We start from the raw sequence: 13,805 nt of genomic DNA, 5'->3' as shown, positions 1-13,805 counted from the left end.
TGGCTTTTTCATCTTGTAAAAAAGTTTCGTTTTTCATAGTAATATCTCCCTTCATTTGTGGTTATTATTACCATTTACACGAAACTTTATACATTCTCGCATAAAATTATGTTTAATCACATCTTACTTAACTAAGTAAATTTTAACCGGTTTATACCCATTATCGTGAATAATTGTAAAGCCTAATTCTGAATTTGAACTTTTTAGTAATACTATTTTGTCATCATCAAAGTCAGTTACTTTTTCATTGAATTCTATATAGTATTTATCTGCATTTGTCTTATCTATACGATTTATATAAGGATAATCTTCAAAGAAATGCCCATCAGAATATTCGCTGGAATCAGAATAGATTGTAAACCATGCTAATTCATATAGTTCATCATTTGAATACGTTGTGTAATCATATCCAGTAAATGTAGATACACCCGAGAAGTTACCATATTTTACTATTGAGTCAAGTATCTTATCACTGTCATTAGTTGTTACTATTTCAAGGATTCCATCGAAATCCTTTTTAATTTCATCTATACTTAGTGGATATGCGACTATGCGTATTTCATCAAATTTGTCATAGGGAGTCATAAGGCAATATTCATTCTTTTCTTTTATACTATAATCATTACATAAGTATTTTGAAGTTTTTACAAATTCACCTTTATAATAATAATTTAATTCATATTTAATATTCAAACCTTCCCATTGAGAAATATGATTATTGAATATAATAGTACCTTCAAAACCAGCTTCAAGAGTTTCTTTATAATTCTCGCTAGGAATTACTTGTATATTTGCCTTCTCTGCAGTTACTTGTATCAAAGAATTATTGTTATTTAGCAATTCAAATGAAGAATTTAAATTTAATATAGTTTCTTCTATGCGATTAGAAATGCCATTATTAAATAACTCATCTTTATTTAATACATCTTTATTAACAAGAAACTCAGCCAATGTTAATTCTTGGCTCTTTAGGTTTGCTTTTAAAGTATTATAAGATAATAAAACCATTTCATTTCTTTTGAAATTTTCTGATTGCAAATTCTTTAATTCTACAGATGTTAATATGCCTTTTTCTGCTGCAAAGGGTAAAGCATCATTATAATTAAAATCACCATCATAACCTAATGTACGTAGCATAAATGTTGAATAATCCTTAGCGCTAGCTGCTTGAGATGCTCCAAATAAATTATTGCCTATGCCTTTAGTTAATCCTTTTTCGTACATATAACCAACTATTGGATTAGCCCATTCGGGTACATCAGTAAATGGATGGCTATAGTTTGCTTTGTTAGCTTCTTCCTCAGCGCCAAGCAGTCTTACTAGCATTGCAGCTGATTCAGCTCGATTAGGAACTCTGTCCAACTCATACCCATTTGAAGTTCCTTTAAAAAGCCCTAAAGCATTTAACTTATCGGCTTCACTTGTGTAATCTAATGTTTCTGCAAATGCCGGTTGCAATGTAAATATTAAAATTACTGTCAATAAAACCACGAAATACGTCTTCCTCATTATAAATTCTCCCCTTGTTTAATTTTATGAAACAAATTCATTGTACCAAAATATTACCAGTTTTTCAATAAAAATATAAAACTAGAAGCAAGTTAGAAGCAAGTGAATTTATTAGCATAAATCTGAAAATTTAGAGTTTTATATGGAAAATTAAGCTACATTACATTATAATGTAACAAAGAGCTGCATTGGATTAAAATTATATGATAGTAATAATCATTTCATTTTCTTAATTTTCTGTAAAGGAGGTAATTAGTATGGGTACGAATAAAACTTTGGAGCTTAGAATTTTAAAAACTATCCTGTGGGTGTATATCATTCTGTGCATTGTTATTGCAGGATTAAATTACGGTTATGTCAGCCGGGCCAATCCTTCGGTAGCGGCGTTTATCACAAGTTTTTGGCATTTCTATGAAAATTGGGTGAAAACAATATTTATAATTGTAGGAAGTTTTCTTACGCTGAGAATAATTGGTGCTTCGAAACGTACAACAATGAGGAAGAAAAACCTTACAGGTCTAATTGTTTCGGCTTTAGTCGTTCATATTACAGCACCGATTTTTCTCAATAATAATGAAATGTACTTTTTTACAATGCCGCTGCCTTGGACGACAACACCTTTACAGCTTTTATATCCGGATTCGTCTATTTATCTCAGCCGGTATCCCATTTGGGGTGCTGCAGGAATTTCAGCAGCTTTAATATTTTATGTGTGCGTCAGCTTTATTGTCATTGTCGGCACTCTTCTGTTTGGCAGAAGGTGGCAATGTTCAACGCTGTGTTTGTTTAATGGATTTGCATCTGAAGTGTTTGCACCGGCATTTCCTCTTGTGGGCAAAAAAAAGAAAATTAAGAAGGGCACACTTCGTGCTTTTAAAGTACTTAGGTGGGTTTTCCTTTCTTTGTCGATGTTTTTCACTGTCTGGTGGATACTTTTTCTATCAGGAGTAAATGTTGTTGGAAACTTTTATATTATAAGTAAAATTGAATCGTATAAATACCTTAGCGCAGAATTGTTAATGGCTATGTTTTTCTGGGTAGCTTTTACTGGAAGAGGTTACTGTTACTATTGCCCATTAGGTACTGTATTATCTTTGTTGTCAAAAATTGCAGGGCAAAAAATTATTACGAACAAATCAAAATGTATTCAGTGCAATCAATGTAACAATGCTTGCCCAATGTCAATTGATATTAAGTCCATGGCTCAAAACGGTGAAGCAGTTAAAGACTTGCGCTGCGTTGGCTGTGGTCACTGTGTAGATGTATGCCCCACAGAAACACTGGGTTATTCAACCAGGTTTTTAGATTGGGTACAAAAAAATTGAAAAAGGTCTTCATAGATGAGTTGAATGTTCGATGGAATGCTTTTTTATTCTTTTAGAATAGTTATTGATATATGACAAAAATGAGTTATAATTAAATGGTAAATTATATGTCAATAATATGATATTGGCTTAGCCAAATTAAAATTTTAGGAGGATTTATCATGAGTTATTCACCAAGACTGTCATCTGCATTTAATGACACCAAAAATCGAAGCACACATATTTCTCCACAATCAGGCATGTGTTCTTTTTGCACGGAGGAATGTGAAGGTACGTGCGAAATAGTCCTGTCAGCAGTTTTAGGGGCACAGACTGTGTATCCTACCAACACGGGGGCTAATCAGGTTGCTTCGGAAAAGGATTACCCTATTGATTTTTCTCACTTCAACATTAATGGTCATGTTTTTGGTGCTGTAGGTGCCAATAAAAATTATGATGAAGCAAATATCTATCATGTAAAGTTGGAACGTGAATTTGGTAAATATAATCCGGTAAAACTAACTATGCCGATTATATTGCCAGCACTTATCAAAATGAATTGGGAAGACTATTTCGGTGGCGCTGCCATGGCAGGTGTATGTTGTGTAATTGGTGAGGATGCTAGAAATAAAGATCCAGAATTGCAGATTAAAGATGGAAAAGTAATTCATTTTCCTGCTCTTAAAAAAATGTTGGATGCTTTCCGTAAATATGACCGTGGATTTGGACAAATTATACTGCAGTGCAATATTGAGGATGATATGCTTGGAATTCCGGAGTATGCGATAAAAGTTGAAGGTGCCGAAGCTATTGAATTGAAATTCGGACAAGGTTCAAAGGGAACCCAGCCGGTTAACCGATTAAAAGACATTAATGAAGCACTGAAAAAACAAGAATCAGGTTGTTTGGTGTATCCAGATCCTTCTGACCCTGACGTAATAAAAGCTTACGAAGAGGGCGTTTGTCCAAATTTTTATACATATTCGAGATTGCCTTTATGGGATGAAGAGTACCTGGTTCCACGAATTGCAGAACTGAGAAGCATGGGTGCAAAAAATATATACCTGAAAATGGCGGGATACGACTTTGAGGATCTTAAAAAGGTTATTCTTATAGGAAGTAAAGCAGAAGTCGATATGATTACTTTCGACGGAGCAGGCGGCGGCAGCGGATATAGTCCTTGTAAAATGATGAATGAATGGGGATTGCCTACTATTGTTATGGAAGACGCAGTATGTACCATAGTAGAGAGCCTAAAAAAGGAAGGTCTTTGGATTCCTGCTATTACGATAACAGGTGGGTTTGCCTCCGAAGATCAGGTTTTCAAATCTTTGGCCTATGGAAATGGAATTGTCACAGCCGTTGGTATTTGTCGTGCAGCTATGGCAGCTGCCATGAGCGGCAAGAAGATAGGAGAAATGATTAAAGAAGGCAATGTGCCGAAAAATTTGAAGAAATATGGTAACACCATCGAAGAGATATACGGAGATCTGGCTGATTTGCGCGCTATATACGGCAAAAGGGCGAATGATTTTTCTCCGGGTGCGATTGGAGTATTTTCATACATTAATAAAATTGCTTTTGGTGTGAAACATTTTGCTGCTTTAAACCGTAAATTCGATATCAACTATCTGGACAGAACAGACTTGATACCATTAACTCGTGAGGCTAAGGATTTGACCAAGGGAAAATGGTTTGAATAATTGGATAAATCGAGATTGAAAATTTAAATAATTTTACTACTTAAAATAAAGCAGCCTCAATCAAGTTAAATTTGAGGTTGCTTTTAATATTTCATTTCTGCAGGTATCATAACCATATTATTTTAACTTACTTCTAAAACCTTTGCCTTTACTACTTCGATTGATATTTCCTGACGTAATATCAGACTCAGGAACTTCCTTGAGAGTAGTAAAATCTAGTGGATCTTGAGATTGAGTACTTGATGATATTCCATTGCATGAGCCATTGAACTTGTCCATACCATTACCCATGCCATTTTTATTGTGTCTGCCATTACCTTTGCCCATATTAAAATTCTCCTTGTGTTGTAGTTTTTTTATACTTCCCTCAAATTTTTTGTTTATTCCGAGAATATAATATATTACAAAGTTTATTATTTGTAATTTTGAGATTATATGGTAAAATAAATTATAAAATTATATTGAAGTATTTTTGGTGATGGTTGTGAGTTGAAATTATAAACTTTGTAGTGAGTATTAGAGGATGGATTTAATATCAATAGGAGGAGATTGAAATGTTTATTAGAAAGGTGAAAAATAGTATAAAAATTATTGTGGCTTTAACTTTTGTGATAATGATTATTGTAAATATTCTTGCTAATGCTCTGCCCATTAACGGACAAACAACAGCTCAGGTTGCAGCTTCGTATCCCAATCTGTTTGCTCCTGCAGGGATAACCTTTGCAATATGGGGATTAATTTATCTGTTATTGGCTGCTTTTACTCTTTACTTACTTGGTTTTTTTCAAGGGAATCTAGATATTGTTAAGACAGATTTGTTGAATAAAATCGGAATAGTTTTTTCAATATCATCAATTGCCAATGCAACTTGGATTTTCTCATGGCATTATAACAGAATTCCTCTATCCATGCTGTTGATGGTTGTAATCCTTGCTTGCTTGATTTACATTAATTGTGCAGTTGTAAATGAAAAGTTAACAATGAGAGAAAAGTTTTTTATCAGACTTCCGTTCAGTGTTTATTTTGGTTGGATTACTGTTGCAACTATTGCTAATGCGACAACATTGCTTGTCAGTCTTGGCTGGAATGGATTTGGATTATCTGAACCGTTTTGGGCTGTGGTGATTATTATTGTAGGGATGCTCATAGGATCAGCAACTATAATTAAAAATAGAGATATTGCATATGATCTTGTAATGGTGTGGGCATATATAGGCATACTAATAAAGCATAAATCTGAAAGTGGCTTCGCAGGTCAATATCCTGTCGTAATATACACGGTTATAGCATGTGTTATTATATTTGTGGCAGTTGGTTTTTATGTTTTGTCTTCTAAAAGTAAAAAAACTAAACGCTAAGAAAATTTTGCATCAAGTTGATAATGATTAAAAGAAAATAGCTACATCACGAAAAGGACGGATACTCCTATTACTGATATAATTGCGCCAAAAATTTCTTTTGGGGATATTTTCTCTTTGAAAACAAGTATTGATAAAGGAATAATAAGTACAGGGACTATTGAAGTTATAGTTGAAGCTACACCTGTGGTTGTATATTGAATAGCTAAAAGGTTAAAAGATACACCTAGAAATGGACCAAAAAGTGATCCCAGTGTTATATACTTCATGGCTTCTTTGTTTTTTACAGCTTCTTTTAACTTGTCCCACCTTTTCATAAATATAAAAACTATAGTAAATCCAATAATACCGGATAGTATGCGTATTTGAGTAGCTGCAAAGGGATTGTAGTTTCCCATGCCTATCTTGCTAAGTATCAATCCTAATGATTGCCCAAGTGCACCAATAAAGGCATAAACAATTCCTTTAATAGAATGAGAAAATTTAAAATTTTTACCTTCAGGATTTTTAACTAATACCACTAAAGAAATGCCTAAAATTGTTATAGCCATTCCTATGAAGTTTGAAAATGAAATTACTTCTCTCATAGTTATGAAACCCAATAAGGCTGTGATTGGTGGTACAAGTGCCATAATGAGCATAGATATTCTTGAGCCAATTTCTACATATGCTTGAAATAAGAACAAATCTCCGATAACAAATCCTACTAAGCCTGATGCACTGAGCCATATCCATGCTTTTGCAGTTGCATCCAGGGGTAGAAACATTCCTCTTGAAAAAGTTGTAAACAAACTAATTAATATGAATCCTACTATTAATCTTATATAATTTACAGATAAAGAACCTACTTTTTTTCCTGCTAATTCAAAAGAAGTGGCAGTAATAGTCCAAAATATTGCTGTAGTAAGTGCATATATTTCACCATAATGCGATTGAATCATATTGTTTCCTCCATTTAACTTTATCAGATATTATATTACGAAAATCCTAATATATCAACAAGTATAATTCATGGTTGTCAGAATATTTATTGCTTAATTTTCATGTGACAATTTGAGGTTATCGGGGAATTATGGCGACGGACTGCTTGCGCGTAAAATGCAAAAATAAATCTCCATGAAGCTATACGCTAACTTCATGGAGATTATTAATTTGGCTGTGTAAATGATTCTTGGGGTTGTTTAATTCCCGTTCAGTACTTTGACTATATAGCTGTCTGCAGGCAGGAATATAGTTTTTTCCCCTTGCATCGTTACCTTTAGTGCTTCTAGACTTCTGATAAATTCATAATAACTTGCTCTGTCTTCAGTGGAGTAAGCATCTGCAATGATTTTCATGTATTCGCCTTCTCCTTGACCTTTCAATTCTTCTGCAGTTGCTTCAGCTTTTGAAAGCAGTATTCCTACTTCTTTATCTGTTTCGTTTACTACTTTACTTGCTTCTAAATTACCATCTGCTCTGTAACTTTCTGCCATTTGGGTTCTTTCGGATACCATTCTGTTGTATACAGCAGATTCGTTGTCTTCCGGAAGGTCTAATCTCTTTATTTCTACAGCAATTGTTGATACTCCATAGCCTTTTAGTTGAGCATTTACCATATCTGTTATTTTTATATTTACATTATCTATTGAGCCATTGTCAGAATTAATTATGTCTGCCTGATTCATTGTTCCTAATGTGTTTTTAACTGCATTATATACTACTGCATCTATTCTGTTTTCCATTTCAGTAATTCTGCTAACCGTTCTCATAAATGTATAAGGATCATCTATTTGCCATACTGCAAAGTTGTCAACTACTAATGTTTTTTTATCACCTGTCAATACTTCTGATGGAGGAATATCATACATCATTCTATATTGTGGTATTTTCTCAACTTTATCTAACATCGGCATTTTAAAATGTAATCCTGCTGTATTTTGAATTTCAACAAATTTAGAAAACCTTGTAACATATGCATATTCATTTTCTTTTACAACATAAATTGCATTGGTAACAGATATTAATAGAAAAATTAAAATCAACATTTTCAATATGCCAGATACTTTTCCTTTTTTCTTAACGTTTTCCATTTTAATTTCCACCTCCGGCATTTTCGGTTGTTGTAGTTGAAAAACTCTTTAATGGTAACATTTTTTCTATACCGCCTTCGGTTGAATCAACATAGACTGTTACACCTGGCAATATTTCTTCAATTGTTTCTAAATACATTCTTGTTTTTGTAATAGTTTTATTCTTAGCATATTCCGTATACATGGCATTGAATTTCGCTACTTCGCCTCTTGCTGCATTTATTCTAGATTCTTTATAAGACTCTGCTTCTCTTATTAATTTGTCTGCCTGGCTTTCGGCGGCAGGAAGTGTTTTGTTTTTATAAGCTAATGCTTCATTTATTCTTGTTTCTTTTTCTTGTTTTGCTGTTTCTACATTTTTAAATGCTGCTATTACTTCGGTTGTCGGTGGCTGGCTGTCTTGTATTTTTACATCAAGTACTTGTACACCTAAATCATAATTTTCTAACTTATTGACTATCTTTTCTTTGATTTCTGTCTGTATGATGGATTTTTCTGTTGTTAGTACACCATCTACGTCATTTGAACCAATTACACTTCTTGCTGATGACTGTGCTATCATTTTAAGAATTTGTGAAGGTTCATCAGAATTGTATAAGAACTTTTCAGGATCAGATATTTTCCATTCAATAAAGAAGTCTATGTTTACTATATTAAAGTCACCTGTAATCATTTTGGCTTCATCTTCTACTGAAGTCATATCAGTATAACCTTGATTTTCACTTTTGCTTTCATAACCTATTTGCAATTTTTGTGTTCTGTTTACTTCTACTTTAGTAACATCTTGTATCGGATATGGTAATTTAAAATGCAAACCTGCTGATTCAACACTTGTTACCTTTCCTAACGTTGTCACTACTGCTTGTTCGGTTTCTTCTACTGTATACTGGCAAGACATTATTGCAAATATTGCAACAACTATTACAGGTATGAAAAGCATCATTTTTAATTTGCCAACATTTCTTGGCACTTTTTCCTTAAATTCCTGAAAATCCTGAAATCCTTGGCTTCCCTGGTTCTTAGGTCCATTGGCCTTGTTTGCCATTCTTATTAAATTATTAATTAAATCTCTAATTGTCATATTTTCTCCTTAAAAAACGATTTCAAAATTTTGATATAAACAATACTAATTTCTATACAAATCCCCCCATTTAAATTCTATGCAGCTTCTTAAAATCGTACTATTATCATTATATCATAAATGATTACCACATCAAAGATAATATTCCGAAAACTATCGCAAAACTCAAGTACTTAATATTTGAGTTTTGCGACCTCGTCATTCTGAAACATAGTCGAAGAATCTCATCTTGTGAATGTTTTAAGAGATCATTCACTGCGTTCAGAATGACATAGATGGGTTTTTCAATAGTCTGAATTGTCTTTAAATTAATTGTTTGTTTGTAAAAATAATCATTGATTTTAATTTGAAAGTTGGTAAAATGGTACATAAGATATAGTTGAAGCGAGGCTGAGGATGGAATTGAATAAAGCAACAGAAAAATGTCATAAAAGAATAGTGATTAAAGTAGGCAGTTCGACACTTACTCATGATTCCGGAAAGATTAATTTAAGAATTATGGATAAAATTGCAATGATTTTAAGTGATATTAAAAATGATGATGTAGATGTTGTTCTTGTTACATCTGCAGCCGTAGCCGCAGGGGTTTCTAAGCTTGGTCTTAAAGAAAGGCCTAAGACTACAAAGGAAAAGCAAGCAGTTGCTTCTGTAGGTCAATGCGAATTGATGTTTGCTTACGATAAAGTTTTTTCTCAATACAATCAGACTGTTTCGCAATTGCTTTTGACAAAGGATATAATAGAGGATCCTAAACTTCAGGAAAATGTTGTTAACACTTTTGAAACACTATTTTTATACAATGTTATTCCTATTGTAAATGAAAATGACAGTGTGGCAATTGAAGAACTTGTTTATGGTGACAACGATACATTGTCTGCAGTGACAGCAAAGTTAGTTTGTGCTGACATGTTAATAATTTTAAGCGATGTAGATGGTTTGTATGACGGAAATCCACAAGATGAAAATTCAAAACTTATACCGGTTGTAAAAAAAATTACCCGGGAAATTGAAAATGTTGCTGGCGGTTCTGAAAGCTCGGTTGGAACCGGGGGAATGGCAACGAAAATTGCAGCTGCAAAAATAGCAGTTAACAGCGGGATTGACATGGTTATTATAAATGGTAAAAATCCGGAATTAATTTACAATATTTTAGAAGGAAAACCGGAAGGTACTTTATTTTTAGGGAAAGAAGGTGCGGATAAATGTGTGAACTGCAAGTAAAAGGCAAAAATGCCAAACAGGCATCCTATCAATTGATGAATATTTCAACTCAAATAAAAAACGATGCATTGAAAAGAATAGCTGAAAATATAGTTTTATATGCGTCAGATATAATTGATAAAAATAAAATTGATATTCAAAATTCAATTAATAAGGGTATCGGTCAGCAAATGATAGACAGACTTATGCTCAATGAAGAAAGAATTAAGGCAATAGCTGAAGGTGTAAGGCAAATTGCAGATCTTGAGGATCCTGTGGGAGAAGTATTGTCTATGAAAAAAAGACCTAATGGTCTTCTTATTGGACAAAAAAGAGTTCCGCTTGGTGTGATCGGAATAATTTATGAATCAAGACCTAATGTAACTGTTGATGCTGCATCTCTTTGCTTAAAATCATCAAACGCTGTAATGCTAAGAGGTTCAGGAGATGCAATTAATTCTAACAAAGAACTGGTTAAAATTATGAAAATGTCATTAGCTGAAGCAGGAATAAATGAAGGTGCAATAGAACTTGTTGAAGATACATCTAGAGAAACAGCTGCTAATTTCATGAAACTCAATGAATATCTTGATGTTTTGATTCCAAGAGGAGGAGCCGGACTTATTAAAACAGCTCTTAAAAATTCAACTGTACCTGTTATTGAGACAGGAACAGGTAACTGCCACGTCTATGTAGATGAAACTGCAGACTTGGAAATGGCTTATAATATTTTGATTAATGCAAAAACAACAAGGACATCAGTATGCAACTCTTGTGAGAGCTTGCTTGTTCATAAAAATATTAAAGATAAATTTTTAGCAGAAGCAGTTGCAAAACTCAGAGAAAAAAATGTTGAAGTAAGAGGCTGTGAAGAAACAGTAAAAATATGTTCTGATGTTATTCCTGCAACGGAAGATGATTATGGAAGAGAATTCCTTGATTTGATTATTTCAGTAAAGGTTGTGGATAGCATTGATGAAGCCATTAATCATATTAATAAATACGGTACAGGACATTCGGAAGCAATAGTAACGGAAAATTATACAAATTCACAAAGGTTTTTGAATGAAGTTGATGCTGCTGCTGTTTATGTAAATGCATCAACAAGATTTACAGATGGTTTTGAATTTGGTTTTGGTGCAGAAATTGGAATAAGCACTCAAAAAATGCATGCCAGAGGACCTATGGGTTTGAAAGAACTTACTACTTCTAAATATATTATTTACGGAAACGGGCAAGTAAGATAATACATTTAATTTTTATATTCTATTGACATCGTTATCTTATTGTGCTAGTATTTGATTCGTAGGGGAGCTTAATGAGTTAGGCTGAGAGAAAACCACTCTAATGTTTTGACCCTAAGGCAGTAGTACTGCTTTACACCTGATCCAGATAATGCTGGCGTAGGAAAATGTATATGGCGTCGATACATAACCCCTCCCATTATCAGGAGAGGTTTTTTGTATAGTCAACAAGACTGTAATACAAGGAGGATATAGAATGAAAGCAAGTGTAGCTATTCAAGTTTTACCACATGTTGGTTCAGATGAGGAAGTTATCCGTATTGTTGATGAGGTTATTGCTTATATTAAAAGCACAGGATTGAATTATTATGTAGGACCTAGTGAAACATCAATCGAAGGTGATTATGATGAATTAATGGAGATTGTTAAAAATTGTCAATACATAGCAATAAAAGCAGGTGCTCCTTCAGTATCTGCATATGTAAAGATAAGTTATGCTCCGGATGGTGGTGTTCTGACTATTGATAAAAAAGTCACCAAACATCATCAATAAAATCTCTCCGTTTTTCGCAATAACTTTTATTTTGGTTGTGTGGCAGATTTTATCTGCCACAGGTGCTGTGCCAAAGTTCATGCTTCCATCTCCGGCAGATGTTGTTATGGCGTTTGTGAATGATTTTCCATTACTTATGGAGCATGCTAAAATAACTCTGGCAGAAGCATTTTTTGGACTTGTCATTGGAACTGTTTTTGGATTTGTCATAGCAGTAATAATGGATAGATTTCCAATTGCGTACAAGTCTATTTATCCAATATTAGTATTAACTCAGACAGTGCCAACAGTTGCTATTGCACCTTTATTGGTTCTCTGGCTTGGATACGGAATATTGCCTAAAATAACTCTTATTGTAATTATTACTTTTTTCCCCATAACTATCGGATTGTTGGATGGGTTTCGATCTGCAGATCCGGATGCTTTGAATTTATTAAAAGCAATGGGTGCAAACAGGGTACAGAGTTTTGTACATATTAAACTACCGAGTTCATTGAGCCATTTTTTTGCTGGTTTAAGGATTTCTGTTTCTTATTCAGTAGTTGGTGCAGTGGTTTCAGAGTGGTTGGGAGGTTTTGCCGGACTCGGTGTATATATGACAAGGGTAAGAAAATCTTATTCTTTTGATAAAATGTTTGCAGTAATATTTTTTATTTCTATCATAAGCCTTTTGCTTATGTTTGGTGTTACTTTGCTAAAAGATGCCATAATGCCATGGGATAGGAAAAAAAAGAATAATAATATATAAAAAAATCTATCGGAAGGTTAAGGATATAAAATGAAAAGAAAATCATATGTTCTAACTGCTGTTTTAATGCTGTGCGTTCTGGTGTTATCAGCATGCAGCACAAATCAAATACAAGATGAAAATAAAACAGATGGTACAACTGCCGCAAAAGAAAAAGTGAGCATTGTACTTGACTGGACTCCTAATACAAACCATACAGGTTTATTTGTAGCTCAAGCAAAAGGATATTTTGAAGAACAAGGTCTTGAAGTGGAAATTGCGCAACCTCCGGAAGGCGGAGCAGAAATGTTAGTAGGCGGTGGTGGTGCAGAATTTGGTATTAGTTTTCAAGATACGTTAGCACCTAATTTTGCATCTGACAACCAGTTGCCTGTAACAGCAGTAGCAACTTTAATTCAACACAATACATCAGGAATTATTTCTTTAAAAGATAAAGGGATAGACTCACCGGCAAAAATGGCAGGACATTCTTATGCAACATGGGATATGCCTATAGAACAAGCTATTATAAGAAAAATTGTTGAAGATGATGGCGGAAAATTTGGAGATATAAAAATGATACCAAGCACTGTAACCGACGTAGTAACTGCACTTCAAACAGATGTGGATTCTGTGTGGGTATTCTATGCATGGGATGGAATTGCAACTAATGTTAAAAAATTAGAAACTAATTATTTGAACTTTGCTGATTACGGATCAGAACTTGATTATTACAGCCCTGTTCTTATTGTAAACAATGATTATGCGAAAAATAATCCTGACAATGTAAAAAAAGTATTGAAGGCAATACAGCAAGGTTATGAGTTTGCAATTGAAAATTCTGATGAAGCAGCGGAAATTTTATTGGAAGCAGCACCAGAATTAGATCCAGAACTGGTTAAAGCAAGTCAGGCATGGTTGGCAGATCAATATAAAGCAGAAGTAAAACAATGGGGATACATTGACCAATCCAGATGGGATGCATTTTATGGATGGTTATATGCCAATAAACTTATAGAAAATGAAATACCAAAGGGAACAGGATTCACAAATG

At 33.6% G+C, this 13,805-nt stretch carries 13 protein-coding genes and 1 riboswitch; of the genes, 8 read left to right on the top strand and 5 right to left on the bottom strand.

Features of this window, described 5'->3' with window-relative positions; all coding sequences use genetic code 11:
* Positions 1 to 123 precede the first annotated feature (123 nt).
* Positions 124 to 1,509, bottom strand: a complete 1,386-nt coding sequence (locus tag SA378_RS07670) for an S-layer homology domain-containing protein (RefSeq protein ID WP_318525399.1) — start codon at positions 1,507 to 1,509, stop codon at positions 124 to 126.
* A gap of 257 nt (positions 1,510 to 1,766) precedes the next feature.
* On the opposite strand from SA378_RS07670, the gene SA378_RS07665 reads away from it, so the two are divergent.
* Both SA378_RS07665 and SA378_RS07660 read left to right on the top strand, forming a co-directional pair.
* A complete protein-coding gene (locus SA378_RS07665) occupies positions 1,767 to 2,834 on the top strand; it encodes a 4Fe-4S binding protein (RefSeq protein WP_318525398.1) in 1,068 nt (355 codons plus the stop codon).
* A 161-nt stretch (positions 2,835 to 2,995) separates the two neighbouring features.
* A complete protein-coding gene (locus SA378_RS07660; protein ID WP_318525397.1) occupies positions 2,996 to 4,516 on the top strand; it encodes a glutamate synthase-related protein in 1,521 nt (506 codons plus the stop codon).
* 117 nt (positions 4,517 to 4,633) lie between these two features.
* On the opposite strand, the gene SA378_RS07655 is transcribed toward SA378_RS07660, so the two are convergent.
* Positions 4,634 to 4,843 carry a hypothetical protein gene (locus tag SA378_RS07655; RefSeq protein ID WP_318525396.1) on the bottom strand — a complete coding sequence of 70 codons (210 nt, stop codon included), beginning with the start codon at positions 4,841 to 4,843 and terminating at the stop codon, positions 4,634 to 4,636.
* Positions 4,844 to 5,070: 227 nt separating this feature from the next.
* On the opposite strand from SA378_RS07655, the gene SA378_RS07650 reads away from it, so the two are divergent.
* Positions 5,071 to 5,874: a tryptophan-rich sensory protein gene (locus tag SA378_RS07650; RefSeq protein ID WP_318525395.1), complete on the top strand. Its 804-nt coding sequence runs from the start codon at positions 5,071 to 5,073 to the stop codon at positions 5,872 to 5,874.
* 41 nt (positions 5,875 to 5,915) lie between these two features.
* Here the strand turns inward: SA378_RS07650 and SA378_RS07645 are convergent, their stop codons facing one another.
* The 3 genes from SA378_RS07645 to hflK form a co-directional block, all read right to left on the bottom strand.
* Positions 5,916 to 6,815, bottom strand: a complete 900-nt coding sequence (locus SA378_RS07645) for a DMT family transporter (RefSeq protein ID WP_318525394.1) — start codon at positions 6,813 to 6,815, stop codon at positions 5,916 to 5,918.
* A 240-nt stretch (positions 6,816 to 7,055) separates the two neighbouring features.
* Positions 7,056 to 7,946: a protease modulator HflC gene (locus SA378_RS07640; protein ID WP_318525393.1), complete on the bottom strand. Its 891-nt coding sequence runs from the start codon at positions 7,944 to 7,946 to the stop codon at positions 7,056 to 7,058.
* Position 7,947: 1 nt separating this feature from the next.
* Positions 7,948 to 9,027: an FtsH protease activity modulator HflK gene (gene hflK, locus SA378_RS07635; protein ID WP_318525392.1), complete on the bottom strand. Its 1,080-nt coding sequence runs from the start codon at positions 9,025 to 9,027 to the stop codon at positions 7,948 to 7,950.
* A gap of 396 nt (positions 9,028 to 9,423) precedes the next feature.
* Here hflK and proB point away from each other — a divergent pair, with 396 nt between their 5' ends.
* From proB to SA378_RS07610, 5 genes are all read left to right on the top strand, one after another.
* A complete protein-coding gene (gene proB / locus SA378_RS07630; protein ID WP_318525391.1) occupies positions 9,424 to 10,248 on the top strand; it encodes a glutamate 5-kinase in 825 nt (274 codons plus the stop codon).
* On the top strand, positions 10,230 to 11,474 hold the full coding sequence (locus SA378_RS07625) for a glutamate-5-semialdehyde dehydrogenase (protein WP_318525390.1): 1,245 nt from the start codon (positions 10,230 to 10,232) through the stop codon (positions 11,472 to 11,474). Before proB ends, SA378_RS07625 begins: the two co-directional genes overlap by 19 nt.
* Positions 11,475 to 11,524: 50 nt before the next feature.
* Positions 11,525 to 11,655, top strand: a riboswitch (TPP riboswitch).
* A gap of 72 nt (positions 11,656 to 11,727) precedes the next feature.
* Positions 11,728 to 12,024, top strand: a complete 297-nt coding sequence (locus SA378_RS07620) for a thiamine-binding protein (protein ID WP_318525389.1) — start codon at positions 11,728 to 11,730, stop codon at positions 12,022 to 12,024.
* The gene (locus SA378_RS07615; protein ID WP_318525400.1) at positions 11,996 to 12,772 is read left to right on the top strand and encodes an ABC transporter permease; all 777 of its coding nucleotides are present in this window, start codon (positions 11,996 to 11,998) and stop codon (positions 12,770 to 12,772) included. Before SA378_RS07620 ends, SA378_RS07615 begins: the two co-directional genes overlap by 29 nt.
* A 30-nt stretch (positions 12,773 to 12,802) precedes the next feature.
* Positions 12,803 to 13,805 (top strand): ABC transporter substrate-binding protein (locus tag SA378_RS07610; RefSeq protein ID WP_318525388.1); only part of this gene is annotated, 1,003 nt, incomplete at its 3' end.

This window comes from Sedimentibacter sp. (assembly GCF_033447055.1).
Lineage (GTDB): Bacteria > Bacillota > Clostridia > Tissierellales > Sedimentibacteraceae > Sedimentibacter.
The sequence above is the reverse complement of the archived record's forward strand: the minus strand, read 5'-3'. Positions and strand labels throughout refer to the sequence as shown.

Coding starts and splice junctions, on each gene's coding strand:
- SA378_RS07650 (WP_318525395.1), top strand. CDS start 5,071: ATGTTTATTAGAAAGGTGAAAAATAGTATAAAAATTATTGTGGCTTTA.
- hflK (WP_318525392.1), bottom strand. CDS start 9,027: ATGACAATTAGAGATTTAATTAATAATTTAATAAGAATGGCAAACAAG.
- SA378_RS07655 (WP_318525396.1), bottom strand. CDS start 4,843: ATGGGCAAAGGTAATGGCAGACACAATAAAAATGGCATGGGTAATGGT.
- SA378_RS07665 (WP_318525398.1), top strand. CDS start 1,767: ATGGGTACGAATAAAACTTTGGAGCTTAGAATTTTAAAAACTATCCTG.
- SA378_RS07660 (WP_318525397.1), top strand. CDS start 2,996: ATGAGTTATTCACCAAGACTGTCATCTGCATTTAATGACACCAAAAAT.
- SA378_RS07670 (WP_318525399.1), bottom strand. CDS start 1,509: ATGAGGAAGACGTATTTCGTGGTTTTATTGACAGTAATTTTAATATTT.
- SA378_RS07645 (WP_318525394.1), bottom strand. CDS start 6,815: ATGATTCAATCGCATTATGGTGAAATATATGCACTTACTACAGCAATA.
- proB (WP_318525391.1), top strand. CDS start 9,424: ATGGAATTGAATAAAGCAACAGAAAAATGTCATAAAAGAATAGTGATT.
- SA378_RS07620 (WP_318525389.1), top strand. CDS start 11,728: ATGAAAGCAAGTGTAGCTATTCAAGTTTTACCACATGTTGGTTCAGAT.
- SA378_RS07640 (WP_318525393.1), bottom strand. CDS start 7,946: ATGGAAAACGTTAAGAAAAAAGGAAAAGTATCTGGCATATTGAAAATG.
- SA378_RS07625 (WP_318525390.1), top strand. CDS start 10,230: ATGTGTGAACTGCAAGTAAAAGGCAAAAATGCCAAACAGGCATCCTAT.